The sequence below is a fragment of the Knoellia tibetensis genome (assembly GCF_048606415.1).
GTDB classification, from domain to species: Bacteria; Actinomycetota; Actinomycetes; order Actinomycetales; family Dermatophilaceae; genus Knoellia; species Knoellia tibetensis.
This window is the reverse complement of the sequence record NZ_JBMBWF010000001.1, coordinates 1634162-1650285: the sequence shown is the minus strand read 5'-3', so window position 1 is coordinate 1650285 and position 16124 is coordinate 1634162. Positions and strand designations below refer to the sequence as shown.

Annotated in this window: 9 protein-coding genes; all 9 read left to right on the top strand. The window is 70.9% G+C overall.

Annotation, left to right across the window (positions count from 1 at the left end):
* Positions 1-6 precede the first annotated feature (6 nt).
* The 9 genes from ACOJV7_RS07695 (at position 7) to recD (ending at position 16026) form a co-directional block, all read left to right on the top strand.
* Positions 7-948, top strand: coding sequence for a LolA family protein (locus tag ACOJV7_RS07695; protein WP_420189547.1), 942 nt, complete (start codon positions 7-9; stop codon positions 946-948).
* 5 nt (positions 949-953) lie between these two features.
* Complete coding sequence (locus tag ACOJV7_RS07690; protein WP_420189546.1) at positions 954-1904, top strand: ABC transporter ATP-binding protein; 951 nt, start codon at positions 954-956, stop codon at positions 1902-1904.
* Positions 1897-2721 carry an ABC transporter permease gene (locus ACOJV7_RS07685; RefSeq protein WP_420189545.1) on the top strand — a complete coding sequence of 275 codons (825 nt, stop codon included), beginning with the start codon at positions 1897-1899 and terminating at the stop codon, positions 2719-2721. Before ACOJV7_RS07690 ends, ACOJV7_RS07685 begins: the two co-directional genes overlap by 8 nt.
* A gap of 457 nt (positions 2722-3178) precedes the next feature.
* Positions 3179-4585, top strand: a complete 1407-nt coding sequence (locus ACOJV7_RS07680) for an IS110 family RNA-guided transposase (RefSeq protein ID WP_420189544.1) — start codon at positions 3179-3181, stop codon at positions 4583-4585.
* 740 nt (positions 4586-5325) lie between these two features.
* Positions 5326-5901 (top strand): hypothetical protein, encoded by a 576-nt coding sequence (locus ACOJV7_RS07675; RefSeq protein ID WP_420189543.1) that lies wholly within the window; start codon positions 5326-5328, stop codon positions 5899-5901.
* A gap of 515 nt (positions 5902-6416) precedes the next feature.
* Positions 6417-7181, top strand: coding sequence for a hypothetical protein (locus ACOJV7_RS07670; RefSeq protein WP_420189542.1), 765 nt, complete (start codon positions 6417-6419; stop codon positions 7179-7181).
* A 382-nt stretch (positions 7182-7563) separates the two neighbouring features.
* Positions 7564-10932: an exodeoxyribonuclease V subunit gamma gene (recC, locus tag ACOJV7_RS07665; protein WP_420189541.1), complete on the top strand. Its 3369-nt coding sequence runs from the start codon at positions 7564-7566 to the stop codon at positions 10930-10932.
* Positions 10929-14258: a UvrD-helicase domain-containing protein gene (locus ACOJV7_RS07660; protein ID WP_420189540.1), complete on the top strand. Its 3330-nt coding sequence runs from the start codon at positions 10929-10931 to the stop codon at positions 14256-14258. Before recC ends, ACOJV7_RS07660 begins: the two co-directional genes overlap by 4 nt.
* Positions 14248-16026, top strand: a complete 1779-nt coding sequence (recD, locus tag ACOJV7_RS07655; protein ID WP_420189539.1) for an exodeoxyribonuclease V subunit alpha — start codon at positions 14248-14250, stop codon at positions 16024-16026. Before ACOJV7_RS07660 ends, recD begins: the two co-directional genes overlap by 11 nt.
* The last annotated feature ends 98 nt before the right edge of the window (positions 16027-16124 follow it).

Sequence of the window (16124 nt, the reverse complement as noted above, 5' to 3'; positions counted from 1 at the left end):
CAGACGATGGACCTCGGCCTCCCCGACCTGTCCGCCGGAGCCCTCGGCGGCGGCGCCGGGTCTGCCGGGAAGCTGAACCCGGTATCGCTCCTGGCCGGGTCGCACAGCTGGCGCGTGTGGTTCGTCGACCCCACCCACGCCCGGCTGGCGCTCGTCGACGGCACCGACGAGTACGACGTGGTGCGCAACGGCTCCGACGTCTGGCAGTGGTCCAGCGCAGATGCATCCGTGGCCCACGGGAAGGTTCCGGCTGGAGCCGCCAACCCGGGCGACGCCCGCCCGCCGGCCCTCCCGGGATCCGGCGCTGCCGGCATCCCCGACCTGTCCAACCCGGATGCCGTCGCGACCTGGGCGCTGTCCCAGCTGGACCCGACCACGGCCGTCACCTCCACCAGGACCGACCGGGTGGCGAGGCGCTCGGCGTACGGGCTGGTGCTGACGCCTCGCGCACCGGACACGCGGATCGGGTCGGTGCACCTCTCGCTCGACGCCGAGACGTCGCTCCCGCTCGCCGCTACGGTCTTCCCCCGCGGCTCCACCAGGCCCGCCGTGGACGTCCGTTTCACGACGCTCACCCTGGCGCGGCCGGCACCGTCCATCTTCGAATTCACCCCGCCGCCCGGTGCCACGGTGACCATCGAGGGCCGCCATGACGGTCCGATGCCGAAGACCGACCGCACCCCCTTTGCGCGGCCCCACGTCGTGGGCACCGGATGGTCATCCGTCGTCGTCGGCGAGCTGCCGGCCATGTCGACCGCCAGTACGTCCCACGGTGCCGCGTCCGACCCGATGGCGGTCCTGCGCAAGGTCCTGCCGAGGGCGTCGGGCGCCTGGGGTTCCGGCCACGTCCTCACGACGAGGCTGTTCTCGGTCGTGGTGACCGACGACGGCAGGTTCGCGGCGGGTGCCGTCGACCCGTCGGTCCTCTACGCCGCGCTCGCCCACTGACCCGCGTGACGAGTCCCGGGGATGCCGGTCCCGCGATCCGCACCTTCGGGCTCACCAAGCGCTTCGGCGACCAGGCTGCCGTGGCCGGCGTCGACCTCGACGTGCCTCGCGGCGCGGTGTACGGGTTCCTCGGCCCGAACGGGTCTGGCAAGACCACGACGATCAGGATGCTGCTCGGTCTCGTGCGGGCCACCGCGGGCGAGATCGAGTTGCTGGGCGCGGCCGTCCCCGAGCGGGCCGACCTGGTCCTGCCCCGTGTCGGTTCGCTCGTCGAGGGCCCCGGGTTCCACCCGCACCTCACGGGTGCCGCGAACCTGCGGCGGCTGGATGCCGTGGACCGCGCCGCCGACCACGCCACTACCTCCGGGCGGGTCGCGGATGCGCTCGCCCGGGTCGGCCTGTCCTCCGCGGCGGACAAGCGCTACCGCAAGTACTCGCTGGGGATGAAGCAGCGGCTCGCGATCGCCGCCGCCCTTCTCTCGCCCCGGGAGATCCTTGTGCTCGACGAGCCCACCAACGGCCTCGACCCGCAGGGGACGCGCGAGATCCGTGCTCTCATCGGCGAGCTGGCAACCGGTGGGGCCACGGTATTCGTCTCGAGCCACCTGCTTGCCGAGGTGGAGCAGGTGTGCTCGCACGTGGGAATCATGAGCGCCGGGAGGCTCGTCGCTCAGGGAGCCGTTCGGGAGCTCCAAGCGGGGCGGCGCACGACGGTCCACGTGACGACCAACGACCCGGCATCCGCCGCCCGGGTGCTGGCCAACCTCGGCCTTGGCGAGGTGACGACGTCGCGGACGCAGGCCACCGGCATCCCGAACCCCCAGCACGACCCGCCGTCGGTTGTCGCGGCACTGGTGGCGGCCGGCGTGCCGGTCTCCGGGTTCGGCGTCACGACCCCGACCCTCGAGGAGCTCTTCGTCGAGCTGACCGGAGAGGGGTACGCCGTCAATGCGTGAGCTGCTCCGCTTCCTGGGCTCCGAGCTACGGCTGGTCGCCAGTCGCCGCCGCAACCAGGCCGGGGTCCTCGTACTCATGGCGCTGCCCATCGCCATCGTCGTCGGCAACAAGGTGTCGGGCCAGGCCGACGGGGGCGGTGGCACCGGTGCGGGGTTCGTCGACCAGATCACGAGCAACGGCATCTTCGCCGCGTTCGCCGCCCTGACGATCGAGCTAGGGTTGTTCCTTCCCCTGGGGATCGCGATGGTCAGCGGCGATGCCGTGGCCGGTGAGGCCCAGGCAGGGACACTGCGCTACCTGCTCACCGTTCCCGTCGGGCGCACCCGGATGCTGGTCGTGAAGTACCTCGCCCTCGTCGTCACCGGCATCTTCGGAGCGGTGGTGGTGGCGACCACCGGCGTGGTCTTCGGGGCGCTCTTCTTCGGTGCGGGCCCCCTGACGACGTTGTCCGGGAGCCAGATCCCCCTCTCCGACGGGGTCTGGCGGCTCGCGCTCTCGGTGCTCTACGTGTCGGCCGGCCTGGCAGCACTGGCGGCGGTCGGGCTCTTCGTCTCCACGCTGACCGAGCAGCCCATCGCGGTCACCGTGGTGGTCATGGTCTTCACCGCGGCGTCCTGGATCCTCGACTCGATCCCGCAAGTGGAGGCCATCCACCCCTGGCTGTTGGTCGATCGCTGGCTGTCCTTCGCGGACCTGATGCGTGAGCCGCCCGAGTGGGGAACCGTCGTCTCCGGCCTCGGTGTGGATGCCGTGTACGCCGGCGTGTTTCTCCTCGGCGCCTGGGCCGCGTTCACCAACCGGGACGTCACCAGCTAGACCCACAGACTGACCGTGGGATCGGTGCCAGATCTGTTCGTCCTGCGCTTGATCGGTCACCGGCGAGACACTCGGCATGGGCCGTGGCGTGCCCGGCCCAGGAGGCAGACAGCCCCGTGGTGGTTGCTCATCATCATCGCGGGGGCGCTGATCGCCGGGATGGTCATCGCACTCAATAGGCGCGGCCGGGGCGGCCCCGATTATCCCCCCGTGAACGCCACCAAGTGTTAACCACTCCAACCACGGGGCCAACGGGGGCCAGGCCCGGATGGCGGCCTCTCGCATCTCGCCGCTCGCCTGCCTCAATCGCTGAGGTCGCGACGACAGCCTTGGATCGCCCCAATCGCCGGGACGAGCGGACACAACCGCAGGACGAACACCCGAGCCTGCGTAGTAACTACCTGAGCGTGTTGGCCGGGGCTCGAGCGCATCCCCCTGATGGGGTTTGACGGGCTTGGTGTCCCAGACCACTCATCAGGAGGATGCAATGTCCAAAGGTAGCCGTCGGCTCTCTCGTGGGGACCGCCGCCGCAACGACAGGCTTGCGGAGCTGCGGGCTGTCGTCACCCGCGAGACCGCAGTGCTCGCGTTCGACCTGGCCGCTGACAAGCAGGTGTGCGCGCTGACCGACCAGGACTCGCGGGTGCTGGCCCGCCGCACGGTGAAGGCAAAGGCGTGGCAGCTGGCCGAGGCCGTCTCGTGGGGGCTGGCCCAGGCCACGGCGGCGGGGTTCTCCTCGGTCGTGGTCGCCTGCGAGCCGACCGGGCACCGCTGGCGGGTGTTGGACCAGATCGCCGCGGGACTGGGCGTCAGGCTGGTCTGTGTGCAGCCTTTGCTGGTGCACCGGGCTCGAGAGAGTGAGGACTTCACCGGCAACAAGAGCGACGAGACCGACGCGATGATCATCGCCCGGCTGGTCACCGAGCTGCGCTGCTACCTGCCCGAGCGTGCCGGCCCGGTGTGGGCGCGGCTGCGGCACCTCGGCGCCCGCCGGGCCGCGCTGGTTACCGATGCCACGGCCGCCCGTCAGCAGGTCGCTGACCTGCTCGAGTGCGCCTGGCCGGCGGCGTTGGAAGCCGCCGGCAAGCCGATGAAGTCGAAGAGCTGGCTGGCCGCGATGACGGTGGTGTTGGACCGGGTCGGCGCCAGCGGCGACCTGAGCGTGGTCCGCCGTTGGGGCTGGGCCCGGTTCGCCGCGGCGGTGCGCCGTGAGGTCTCCCGCCACGGTGCGACCCGCTGGTACTCAAAGATCGTGCGGGCCGTCTTCGACGCCGCAACCGACCCGGCCCGGGTCGCGGCTGGTGTGGCCGACCAGCGGGCCGGTGCGCTGGAGCGGACCCGGTTCGCGCTGGCCGACCTGGCCCACGCCCGCGCCGAGATCGCCGCCGTGCAGACCCGCATGGTTGCGGTCCTCGACGAGCTCGCCCTGACCAGCCTGGCGACCAGCATCCCCGGGCTGTCCGCGGTCGGCGCCGCCGCCATCCTCGCCGAGACCGGCGACCCGAACCGGTTCACCAGCGCCCGGGCGCTGGTCAAGCACGCCGGGCTGTGCCCCCGCGACAACGCCTCAGGCACCTACCAGGGCAAGACCGCGATCAGCGGACGAGGCCGCCCCCAGCTGCGCCTCGCGGCGTGGCGAGCGGTGTGGGCCGCGTTGCGGAACACCCCCGTGCTCGCCGCCCGGTACGCGCACCTGACCGGCCGCGCCGACAACAAGCTCACCCCCACCCAGGCCCGGGTCGCGGTCGCCGGCAGCCTGCTGCGTCAGCTCCACGCCGTCCTCACTACCGGCACCGCCTGGGATCCCGCCATCGCCAGCGGCGGCCTCGACGGGCCAGCGAAGGGAGCCGCCGCTGCCGCATAACCCAAGGCGCCGTAGCTGACCGGACGGGGCAAGCCCGCCTGTGCGTCGGGATCACATCCCGCAAGAGACCATGGGCAGCCCCGCCCGTCTCCACCAAAGCCCGGATGAAGGCTGTCGGGAACAACCCGCTTGCCCGCTACGTAGGGCAGGAGACGGGCGCGAGGCCCCCTCCCGCGCCAACGACGCCACCCCGCACGCCACACCAGCCCGCCGGCGAACCCGGCGAGCCGACTTCCCCTGCACAAATCAACAAAACCAAGCCCCTTGACTTCGTCCCCATAGGCTGGTCTCATCGCCGCGAGCGGATCACTGCACGAGGATCGTCCTGGCGTCGACGGTTCTGCCTACGACGCTCAGAAGAGGGTGCGGTCGCCTCCATGAGGCCTGCACCCCGGATGGTGTGACTGGCCGGCCCCATGGCACTCCTGGTTGCAGGCACCGTGGACAACGTCAGGGCGGTCCCGCTGTGGTCCCCACTCTCAGCAGTGAGAGTCCGGATTGTGGTGGGCGCGGTGACACTCGCTCCCGGAGCGATCCTGTTTCATGCTGTCCCCTTGATGTTGACGTTGCCGCGCCGGCGCAGGCGCGGACGTGCGACGGAGGCTGCCCAGCACACCCAGCCGGAGCGAGGGCGTTCCTCGTTGGCCGTAGCCGGTGTGGGATCGCCAGTTCCCGCTCGCTGGGTCGGTAGCCACCAGTAGCGTGGGACCCAAGTCGCCGAGACCGTGGAGTGGGAACTAATGAACTGGTGGGACGGCTTGGTCGTGCTCTTCACGGGGAAGCACGTCGCGATCCTTGGTCCGCGGATGGCGGGCAAGACGACCCTGTATGACTTCCTTGAGACGGGAACAGTCGATCGGGCCACCCAGCGAAAGCAGAACGTCGGCGTCGAGCCGAGAAAGCGCGCTCGTCGTAAGGACCTCGGACTATCGATCAGGAAGGGCGCCGATGTCCCGGGGAAGGACACCTACTACCCCGACTGGCAGAAGCTGTTTGTCAGAGCGCACATCGTCTTCTACCTCTTTGATGCTCACATGGCGCGGACTGATGATGAGTACCGGGGACGCCTGACACGCGATTCACGCAAGCTGCGTGAGTGGGGCGTCGACGGGAAGTCCATCTACGTCATCGGCACCCACAAAGACACAGACCCTCTGGCCTCGCAACGTCCTGACGCGGACTACGCCGACCACATCCTGGACCTCGATGTTATAGAGGCGTTCCGCTCTCGCGTTCGGGCTGCGAGCGTTGTGGTCGGCGCGATGATCACAGATGAGTCGACCAATGAGTTGCTGCGCGGGGCGCTTGGCCGATGATCTTCCTTCAGGGCCAAGCGCTAGACAATCGGTCGGATGACCCCCTCGTTCTAGACGGTGTCGTGGTGAGCGCCTCAACGCGGGGAACATCCGAGGCTATAGACATCACTTCTAGGATCCGGATGCAAGGCCATACCGACAGCACCCGCGACACGCTCATCACGCGATATGGCGAACTGGTCGCGGTCGAGATTTTGACGGACGACTTCGACACCGCGGGACGCCCAGCTCCGCTCTTGGCGACGGTCCCACTCGTGGCCCTGGGACCTGACCAACTTGGGGTGACTGTCGCCCAGATCAGCGCCGACGCCCGACTCATCGGACGACACTTTGACGCCGACACCCTCGCGAACGATTTAGCAGCGTGGCGCAACTCCCCAAAAGCCTTTGGCGGTCCGCTGAGGAGGCTGAGCCGCCGATTCCTGAAGTGGTTCAAGACGCCTTTGACCAAACTTCGCGGCTGGCTAGCGGGGCCCGGTCGATGACGGGCCGGATCATCGGAAAGGTTCTACGCAATGACTAGCAACGTTCCAGCCGAACGCCGCAGGACAGTGGTAGTCCTCGGCGAGGGCGAACACAAGGCGATCATCCGTGATCCGGACCGCGTCGACCTCATCGATGACCCGGAAGCCCAGTTCGTAACCTTCCCCGGCAACAGCGGTGAACAGAATGCCCTCAGCGAACTACTTCGAACACAGGACTTGCTGCGCCCAGGCACGCTGGCGGTCCAGAGCCCATATGACACCGAGCGTTACGTGGCCGTGGGCGAAGCAATGACCGAGTTCACCGTCGAGAAGTTCTTGATCCTTACACGGCTCGCCAAGGTCCTCGGCGCCAAGGAAGTTACGTTCGAGGACGTCCGCATCGACCAGAAGAAGTCCTCTTGGACAACCGACGGCTCCGTGTCGACGATCACGACGAAGGTTGAAACGGAGGTCAACGGGCGCATCGCGGCGCAGCTGCACGAGCGACTGCGAGGCAAGCATGTCTTTCCGGGCAGTCCACCGGACATTGCGGGCGCCCGCGAACTGTTGGCGAGATTGAGGCTCACTGGGGACCCCCAGTTGGCCACATTGATCGAACTGCGCGATGGGGACAACGCCATCCGGGAGCAAGAGATACTCCTTAATGCAACGCGAGAGGCATCGGGAAACATCAATGCCGCTCTTCGGATCGCGGGAGGCCCGGCGAAACTCAAGCTCGCTGGCTTCTCGTCGGAGCTAGCACGGCAGTGGGAGAACAAACTAGAGGTCGAGGTAAGGACACTCGTAAAGTTCTAGTTGTGGCGTCGAGTCTCCCCGACCGACATGTCCAACGGTCCCACGAAGTATCCAGCCAACAAGCGGCGTCAGTTCCATCGTGGAGACTTGGATATGGGCGATTGCAAGCGGTGCGGGTGCTGGTTCCGACACGACACGGACCCCTCGCATGATGGACGTCCACGACGGAGGCTGAACGGCAGGCCACAATGCCGCGGACCTGCAACCGAGCCGTCTGCTGGAGGCGCGTCACATCGCCGCCAATCGCCCAGAAGGTGCAGCGATGCAGCCTTGGTACCGGACAGACCTACGCCGGGGCGGCTGGACCGGGCACATGGCACGCCTCACGTCGATTCTTCGCGGACGGCGACAGGGTGTCGGTGCGGCACCCTAGATTCGAGGGGTGCCGATCGTCGTCCACCGAAGCGACCGTCCGGAGGCGCTCGCCGACGGGCTCGCCGCGATGCTGCGGGACGACCCGGGCGACGTCTTCGCCCCGGCGTGGGTCGTCGTCCCGGCGCAGGGTGTCCAGCGCTGGCTGACCCAACGGCTCTCGCACGTCCTGGGTGCGGGCAGCGGTGAGGACGGCGTCTGCGCGGGGCTCGACCTCCGCTCTCCCGCGTCGCTCGTCGGCCTGCTCCTCGGACGCGATCGCGAGGACCCGTGGCTTCCGGACCGTCTCGCCTGGCCGACGCTCGCCGCGATCGACGAATGCATGGGGTCGCCCGGCTTTGAGGCGCTGACACGGCACATTGGTGGTGGTCCGACGGCGGATCGCCGGGAGCTCGAGTGGCTCCGGACGGCGCGGCAGGCCCGCCGGTATGCTGTGGCGCGGCGGTTCGCGGGGCTTTTCTCGTCGTATGCGCGGGAGCGGCCGACCATGCTCGCCGACTGGGAGGCGGGCGGCTCCGGTGATGGGTGCGGCGGTCCACTGGACGCGGACCTTGCCTGGCAGCCCGAGCTTTGGCGGCGTGTGCTCGCCGAGGTCGCCAACCTGACCGGGGTCACCGAGTCGCCGTCGGCGCGTCACGCCCGGGTCGTCGACGAAATGCGAGGCGGCACAGTCCACGCCATCCCCCAACGCATCAGCCTTTTCGGGTACACACGCCTTCCGGCATCCGAGATCGAGCTGCTCACGGCGCTTGGCGCCTCCCGCGAGGTCCACCTGTGGCTTCCCCACCCGTCGCCAGGGCTGTGGGACGCGCTCGCTGATGGGCCGCGGCGCGCCCCGCTCGTCCGGGTCGACGACGCCAGCGCTGCTCACGCGCTGCACCCCCTGCTCGCCAGCCTCGGCCGCGACGTCCGCGAGCTGGAGCAGGGGCTCCTCGCCGCCGGCACAGAGGTGCCGCCGCCCTTGGGGGCATCCGGACGCGACGGGCCGCACTGGCCAGGCGCAACCCGGCTCGCGCTCCTCCAGGCCGACGTCCGCGTGAACCGCGCACCGGACCCGACCCGCACCCTCCCCGAGGGAGACTTGTCGGTCCAGGTGCACGCCTGCCACGGCCGTTCCCGCCAGGTGGAGGTCCTCCGCGAAGTGCTCACCCAGCTCTTCGAGGACGACCCGACCCTGGAGCCCCGCGACGTCCTCGTCCTTTGCCCCGACGTCGAGGAGTTCGCGCCGCTCGTGCGCGCTGCCTTCGACAGTGGCCCTGCCACGCCCTCGGGTCGCACACCGCGCCACCCCGGCCACGGCCTGCGCATACAGCTCGCCGACCGGCGGCTTGCGGCGACCAACCCGCTCGTCGAGCTCGCCCAGGCCGTCGTCGGCCTCGTCGCCGGACGGGTCACGGCCTCGGAGGTGCTCGGCCTCGCGGCGCACGACACGGTCGCCCGACGGTTCGGCTTCGACGAGGACGACCTCGCGACCCTCGGCCAGTGGGTTGCCGAGTCCGGCGCGCGGTGGGGCCTGGACGCGACGCACCGCGGCGAGTACGGCCTCGCCGGGGTGGACGCCAACACGTGGACGAACGCCCTCGACCGGCTCGCGCTCGGCGTGGCCGTCGCGGCCGACTCCACCGCCGGGGCCGCCGAGGCCGCACCCATCGACGACATCGGCAGCAACGATATCGCCCTCGTGGGCCGGTTCATCGAGCTCCTCGACCGGGTCGGCGCAGCCGCCGCGGCGGTGCGCAGGCCGAACGCCGAGGGCGTCGGGGGTCGCCTGACCGTGCGCGACTGGACCGACTGGCTCCGAGCCACGGTCACAGCCCTCGGCGACGTCGCCCGCGAGGACCGTTGGCAGCAGACGCAGTTCGAGTCCGAGCTGACGTCGATCGCCGACGGCGGCGGGGCCCTGCCGCTGCGCATCAACGACGTCGTGGTCCTCCTGCGGCACCGTTGGGGAGCCCGCCCGAGCCGCGCCAACTTCCGCACCGGCGCAATGACCCTGTGCACGATGGTGCCGATGCGCTCGATCCCCCACCGGGTCGTGGCTGTCCTCGGCGTCGACGACGGCGCCTTCCCCCGCTCGCCCGTCGTCGACGGCGACGACGCACTGGCCCGTCGGCCCCTGGTCGGCCAGCGCGACCCGCGCAGCGAGGACCGGCAGCTCCTCCTGGACGCGCTCATGTCCGCTTCCGACCATTTCGTCGCGATCTACTCCGGGCACGACGAGCACACCGGCGCCCGGCGGCCGGCAGCAGTCCCGCTCCAGGAGCTCATCTCGGCGGCCGAACGCACCGGCCACATGCCCCACGAGCAGGCGAATCCCGGAGGGCTGGTCCGCGCACATCCCCTCCAGGCCTTCGACGCGCGCAACTTCGGGCCGCGACCGCCGGTCCCAGGCGGCTCTTTCGACCACGCCGCGCTCGATGGCGCGGAAGCGCTCCGCGCGCAAAGGGCCAGCGGGGTGACGACGCGGGCGCTGCTCGTGCCCGAGCCGCTGGCTGAGCGTCCGGTCACCCTGGTCACCCTCGACGACCTGACCCGCTTCTACGAGAACCCCGCGCGCGAGTTCGCGCGGCAACGCCTGGGCATCGGCGTCCCCCGCGAGGACGACCAGCCGACCGACCACATCCCGATCGCCCTCGACGCGCTGGAGAAGTGGCAGATCGGCGACCGGGTCCTCCAGGCCGCGCTCGACGGACGTAACGCACAAGCGGCCCTCGACCGCGAGCAGCGGGCCGGGGTCCTCCCACCGTCGGCCCTCGGCGGTCGGCTGCGACAGGAGGTCGCCGACGCGGTCGCCGCGATCGTCCAGGGCGTCGTCGTCGGCACCCGACGGTCGCTCGACGTCCGGCTCGACCTGCCCTCCGGCATCCGCGTCACGGGCGTCGTCGACGAGGTCTGGGAGCAGCGGCTCACCCAGACGACCTACTCGACGATCTCGGCGAAGCACGAGGTCGTCGCCTGGGTACGGTTGCTCGCGCTCGCCGTGGCCGAGCCGGGCACCGCGTGGACCGCGCAGCTGACCGGCAAGAAGGGCACGGTCCACCTCGCGGCGCCCCCAGCCAAGGAGGCGGTGGGGCTGCTCGACGCGCTCGTCGACGTCCGCACCCGAGGGCTGCGGTTCCCGCTTGGGATCCCGCCGAAGACCGCGCGAGCGTATGCCATGCAGGCCGCCCGGGGCGACTCTGCGGCTACGCAGCGCTCCTCGCTGCTCGCCGCCTCCGTCGAGTGGGCCGGGCGCTACCCCGAGCGGGACGACCGCTGGTGGGTCGCGCTTCTCGGCCCGGACGCGCCCCTCGACCGCCTCGACCACCTCGGCACGCTCCGCTACTGGGCGCCGCGGGTCTGGGGTCCGATACTCCACGCCAGGGGCACACCGTCATGACTGGGGCACTCAAGGCCTTCGACCTCACCGGCCCCCTGCCGACCGGCACGACGCTCGTCGAGGCGAGCGCGGGCACCGGCAAGACGTGGACCCTCGCGGCCCTCGTCATCCGCTACGTCGCCGACGAGGGCCGTCCGCTCGACGAGCTCCTCGTCGTCACCTTCTCCCGGCTCGCGAGCCAGGAGCTCCGCGAGCGCGTCAGGGCGCAGCTCGAGGTGACCGTCGAGCGGCTCGAGGCCCCGCCCGCCGTGGACGACGACGTGCTCGTCCAGCACCTGCGGCGCGGGACGCATTCCGAGGTGACGCAGCGCATTCGACGCATGCGCGCCGCACTCGCCGACTTCGACACGGCGACGATCGCGACGATCCACCAGTTCTGCCACCTCGTCCTGCGCAGCCTCGGCGTCGTCGGCGACTCGGACCCGCACGCCACCCTCGTCGAAGACCTGACAGAGCTCCGCCGCGACGTCGTCGACGACCTCTTCCTCGCCCGGGCGATGCGCGCGGGCACCTGGGCCGACCATGCGACGAGCACCGCCGACGCCCGGCTCGCCCTCGACAACCCGGGCGCACCGCTTCTCCCGGACCAGGCAGCGGCCCCGGTCGCGGCCAGGCAGGACTTCATGCGGGACGTGCGCGTCGAGTTCGCGAAGCGCAAGCGGAGGGCGGCCCTTCTCGGCTACGACGACCTACTCGCCGAGCTCGCGGACGCCCTCGAGGACGAGGACGGGCCGGCCCGGACTCGCATGCGGCAGCGATGGTCAGTCGTGCTCGTCGACGAGTTCCAGGACACCGACCCCATCCAGTGGCAAGTCTTCTCCCGGGCCTTCGCGACACCGGGGAAGACCCTCGTCCTCATCGGCGACCCCAAGCAGGCCATCTACGGCTTCCGCGGCGGCGACGTCCACACATACCTCGCCGCCGCGCGGACCTCAACGACGCAGTGCAGCCTGCCGACGAACCACCGCTCCGATGCCCCGCTCGTCGACGCGCTCCAGGTGCTCACCTGCGGCGCCGAGCTGTCGCCGGGCATCGAGGTCCACCCGATCCGGGCGGCTCTGACCCGCGATCGGCTCGCCGGTGCACCGGACAACAGCCCGGTCCGGCTCCGAGTCGTTGGCGGCGACCGCCTGCCGATGGACCAGGCGCGGACCCTCGTCGCAGCGGACACTGCGACGGAGATCGCCGAGCTGCTCGATGCGGGCGCCGAGTACGACGCTCGACCGCTCGTCGCCCGCGATGTGGCCGTCCTCGCCCGGACGACCAAGGACCTGCACGCGGTCCGCGCTGCCCTCCGCCAGCGTGGCGTCCCGTCGGTCCTCGTCACCAACGAGTCGGTCCTGCGCACCGAGGCGGCGACGTGGTGGCTCGTCCTGCTCACCGCCCTGGAGCACCCTCACCGTCCCGAGCGCGTCCGCGCCGCCTGCCTGACCCCGCTCGTCGGCTGGTCGGTGCCCGAGCTCGACGAGCTCGGGGACGAGGCGACCGAGCGGGCCGCCGAGCTGGTGCGTGAGCTCGTCATGGCCTTCCAGCGCGGCGCTCTGCCCGGGGTGCTCGACGTCCTGCGCGGAGACGGCTTGAGCGCACGCATCCTCGGCCGGGTTGGCGGCGAGCGCGACCTGACCGACGTCGAGCACTGCGCTCAGGTGCTCCAGGAGCAGGCTACGGCCGGCCGGCCGAGCCTGACCGCCCTGGTGACCTGGCTGCTGCGGCAGTCGGCCGAGGACGCCGAGTCCGGGTCGGGCACGCGTGTCATCCGGCTCGACTCCGACGTGCACGCCGTCACGCTGTCGACGATCCACGGGAGCAAGGGCCTGCAGTATCCCGTCGTCCACGCACCCTTCCTCTTCAGCAACTGGATCCCCAGCGAAGACCCCATGGTCGTCCACCGCTCCGACAAACGTGTCATCGCCTTCGGTGAGGACCGCGCCGCCAAGGCGGACGCACGACGGGAGGCGCAGGACGAGGACATGCGCCTCGCCTACGTCGCGATGACCCGCGCCCAATCGCAGCTCGTCCTCGCGTGGGCGCCGACGTACAACACCCCCGGTAGCGGCCTGCACCGCCTGCTATTCGGCCGCGCGGCGAACGCCGATCAGCTCGCCGCCTTCCTCGCGACCCCGCCGTCCGACCGTACGGTCACCGTCCTCGAGCGGCCCGCGAAGGAGCCGCCGGCCGCGGTCGTCGCTGCGATGCTCACCCAGTGGGCGCTGGCGGGCGCGTTCAGCCTCACCCACGTGCCCGACGAGGTCCCCATAGCCCGGGTGAACCTCCCGCAAGGGCAGGCCGACGCTCTCGGCGCACGGTCGTTCACGCGGACCATCGACCACGGCTGGCGGCGCACCTCCTACAGCGCGCTCGCCTCGGCCGGCGCGGCTGCCACGCCTCGCGCCGCGGGTGCCACCGAACCCGAGGGCGAGGCGATCGGCAGCCATGACGAGGAGGAGGTCGTCGTCGCCGAACGGGCGGGAACAGGCATTCGCTCGCCCATGGCCGGGCTGCCGATCGGCGCAACCTTCGGCTCGCTCGTACACGGTGTCCTCGAGCATGCCGACCTGCAGGCGGGCGACCTGCGCGCCGCGCTCCGGGACCGGATCGTCGAGCAGCGCGCCCGCTGGCCAGTCGACCTCGACGTCGACGAACTTGTGATGGCCCTCGAGCTGGTCTGCGCGACCCCTCTAGGGACGATCGCCGACGAGGTCACACTGTCCGACATAGCCTCACGCGACCACCTTGCGGAGATGGACTTCGAGCTGCCGCTCGGCGGTGGCGACAGGGCCGGCACAGGCTCCCGCCTCGGCGGCATCGCGGCTCTGATGCGCCACCACCTGCCGGATGGGGACCCGCTGCTGCCTTATGCGACCGAGCTGGAGTCCAAGGCGCTCGGCGACCAAGTGCTGCGCGGCTACCTCACGGGGTCGGTCGACCTGACCTTCCGGCACGGCGGGCGCTACTTCGTCGTCGACCATAAGACGAACTGGCTCGGCGAGCCGGAGGCCGAGCTGACCCTCGACGACTACGCGCCCGACCGGCTCGCCGCGGCGATGACGCACACCTCCTACCCGCTCCAGGCGATCCTCTACGCGGTCGTCCTCCACCGCTACCTGCGCTGGAGGCTCCCCGGCTACGACCCGGCGGCTCACCTCGGGGGCGTCCTCTACCTGTACCTGCGCGGCATGGCCGGGCCGGACACGCCCCGGGTCGACGGGTGCCCGCACGGGGTCTTTGCCTGGCGGCCGCCGGTCGCGCTCATCGAGGACGTCTCGGCCCTGCTCGACGGTGCGAATGCGCGGGGGAACGCAACGGAGACTGTCGATGACCACTGACTCCCCGGGCCGGGTGGCCGTCACGGTGACCGGCCGGCTCGCCGCCCTCAACGCCGCAGGATTCCTCGACGGCACCGACGTCGTCGTCGCCAAGCGCATCGCCCGGCTCGTCGGCGAAGGGGAGGACGACGCGGTGCTCGCCCTGGCGTTCGCGGTGCGGGCGGCCCGGGAGGGCAGCAGCGCGCTCCACCTCGACGCGATCGCCCGGCTCACGCCGCGGCTGCCCGGCGGTGACGCCAAGGACGACGCGGACGAAGTAGCGGAGGTGACCGCTCCCGGCGACCTCGCCGACCTGCCCGAGCCGGCAGCTTGGCTCGAGGCTGTCCAGCGCAGCCGGCTCGCCGCGGCCGGGGTGCTCCGGGTGGAGTTCGGGCTCGTCCAGCTCGACCGCTACCAGCAGGACGAGGTACTCGTCGCCAACTGGCTCGACCGGCGTTCGCCCGATGGCTTGAAGGGGGTCGACTCCGGCGCGCTCGAGCAGGGCATCTCCGGCGGGGGCCTCAACGAGGCCCAGGCCGCCGCCGTCCGAGCCGTCGCCGCGCGCGCAACGACGGTCCTCACCGGCGGACCTGGCACCGGCAAGACCTGGACGGTCGCAGCGTTGCTCCGGGCGCTGCGCTTCGCGGACGGCAGCATCCCCCGGGTCGCTCTCGCCGCGCCGACGGGCAAGGCCGCGGCGCGGATGAACGAGGCCCTCGAATCGCGGCTGGGCGCGGGCGTATTCGACCCCGCCGTGACGATCCACCGGCTGCTCGGTCCGCTGCCCCGGACGACTACTCGCTTCCGCCACGACAGGGCCAACCCGCTCCCGCACGACGTCGTCGTCGTCGACGAGGCGTCAATGGTCGGCCTGGGCCTCATGGCGCGGCTCGTCGACGCGCTCTCCCCGGAGACACGCCTGCTCCTCGTCGGCGACCCGGAGCAGCTGGCCTCGGTCGAGGCCGGCACGGTCCTCGCCGACTTGGTCCGCGGCCTCGGACCACACGCCGACGTCGTCGAGCTGACCGAGAACCGTCGATCCGTTCCAGCGATCCAGGAGCTCGCCCGGGCCGTGCGGTCCGGCGAACCCGAGGAGGTCCTAGCAATCCTCGAAGCGAGTCACGCCGAGGTCAGGTTTATCGACACCGATCAACCGACGCTCGCCGACCTCGTGGCGGTGACCGAACAGGCGCGCGCCTTGCGCGAGCTCGCCATCGCCGGCGATCTCAGCGCGGCGGTCGCCCGTCTCAGTGAGGCCCGCCTGCTCTGCGGCCGACGGTCGGGGCCGCACGGCATCCGACGCTGGAACCGGCTCGTCGAACAGGCCCTCACCGAGCACGCGCCCGAGGTCGCCTACCAGCCGTTCTACCTTGGTCGGCCCCTCATGGTCACGCGGAACGATCACGGCCTCGGCCTGTCGAACGGAGACACCGGCGTCGTCGTCCGGGGCGTCGACGGCAATCCGCTCGCGGCGATCCTCACCGGGCAGGGCATCCAAACCTTCTCCCCGTGGCGCCTCGCCGACGTCGAGACGATGCACGCCATGACCGTCCATAAGGCCCAGGGCAGCGAGGCGAACGACGTGACGGTCATCCTCCCGCCCCTCATCTCGCGGCTGCTCACCCGCGAGCTGCTCTACACCGCGACGACTCGGGCGAAGGCGCGGCTGACGGTTATCGGGAGCCGCGAGGCAATCCGCGCCGCCGTAACGACACCGATCGAGCGCTCTTCGGCCCTGACCGAGCGGCTGCTGGAGCGGGCGCCGATACGCGGCGGAACACAGCGTTGATCCGACATCCACACGCTGCATGCGCTCGGCACGGTCCAAGAGAGGGCGCACGGGTGCCCAGCTGCTCAATGTGCGGGGTGGCCGGGGGTGGCGAACAT

Coding starts and splice junctions, on each gene's coding strand:
- ACOJV7_RS07695 (WP_420189547.1), top strand. CDS start 7: ATGGACCTCGGCCTCCCCGACCTGTCCGCCGGAGCCCTCGGCGGCGGC.
- ACOJV7_RS07685 (WP_420189545.1), top strand. CDS start 1,897: ATGCGTGAGCTGCTCCGCTTCCTGGGCTCCGAGCTACGGCTGGTCGCC.
- ACOJV7_RS07660 (WP_420189540.1), top strand. CDS start 10,929: ATGACTGGGGCACTCAAGGCCTTCGACCTCACCGGCCCCCTGCCGACC.
- ACOJV7_RS07670 (WP_420189542.1), top strand. CDS start 6,417: ATGACTAGCAACGTTCCAGCCGAACGCCGCAGGACAGTGGTAGTCCTC.
- recD (WP_420189539.1), top strand. CDS start 14,248: ATGACCACTGACTCCCCGGGCCGGGTGGCCGTCACGGTGACCGGCCGG.
- ACOJV7_RS07675 (WP_420189543.1), top strand. CDS start 5,326: ATGAACTGGTGGGACGGCTTGGTCGTGCTCTTCACGGGGAAGCACGTC.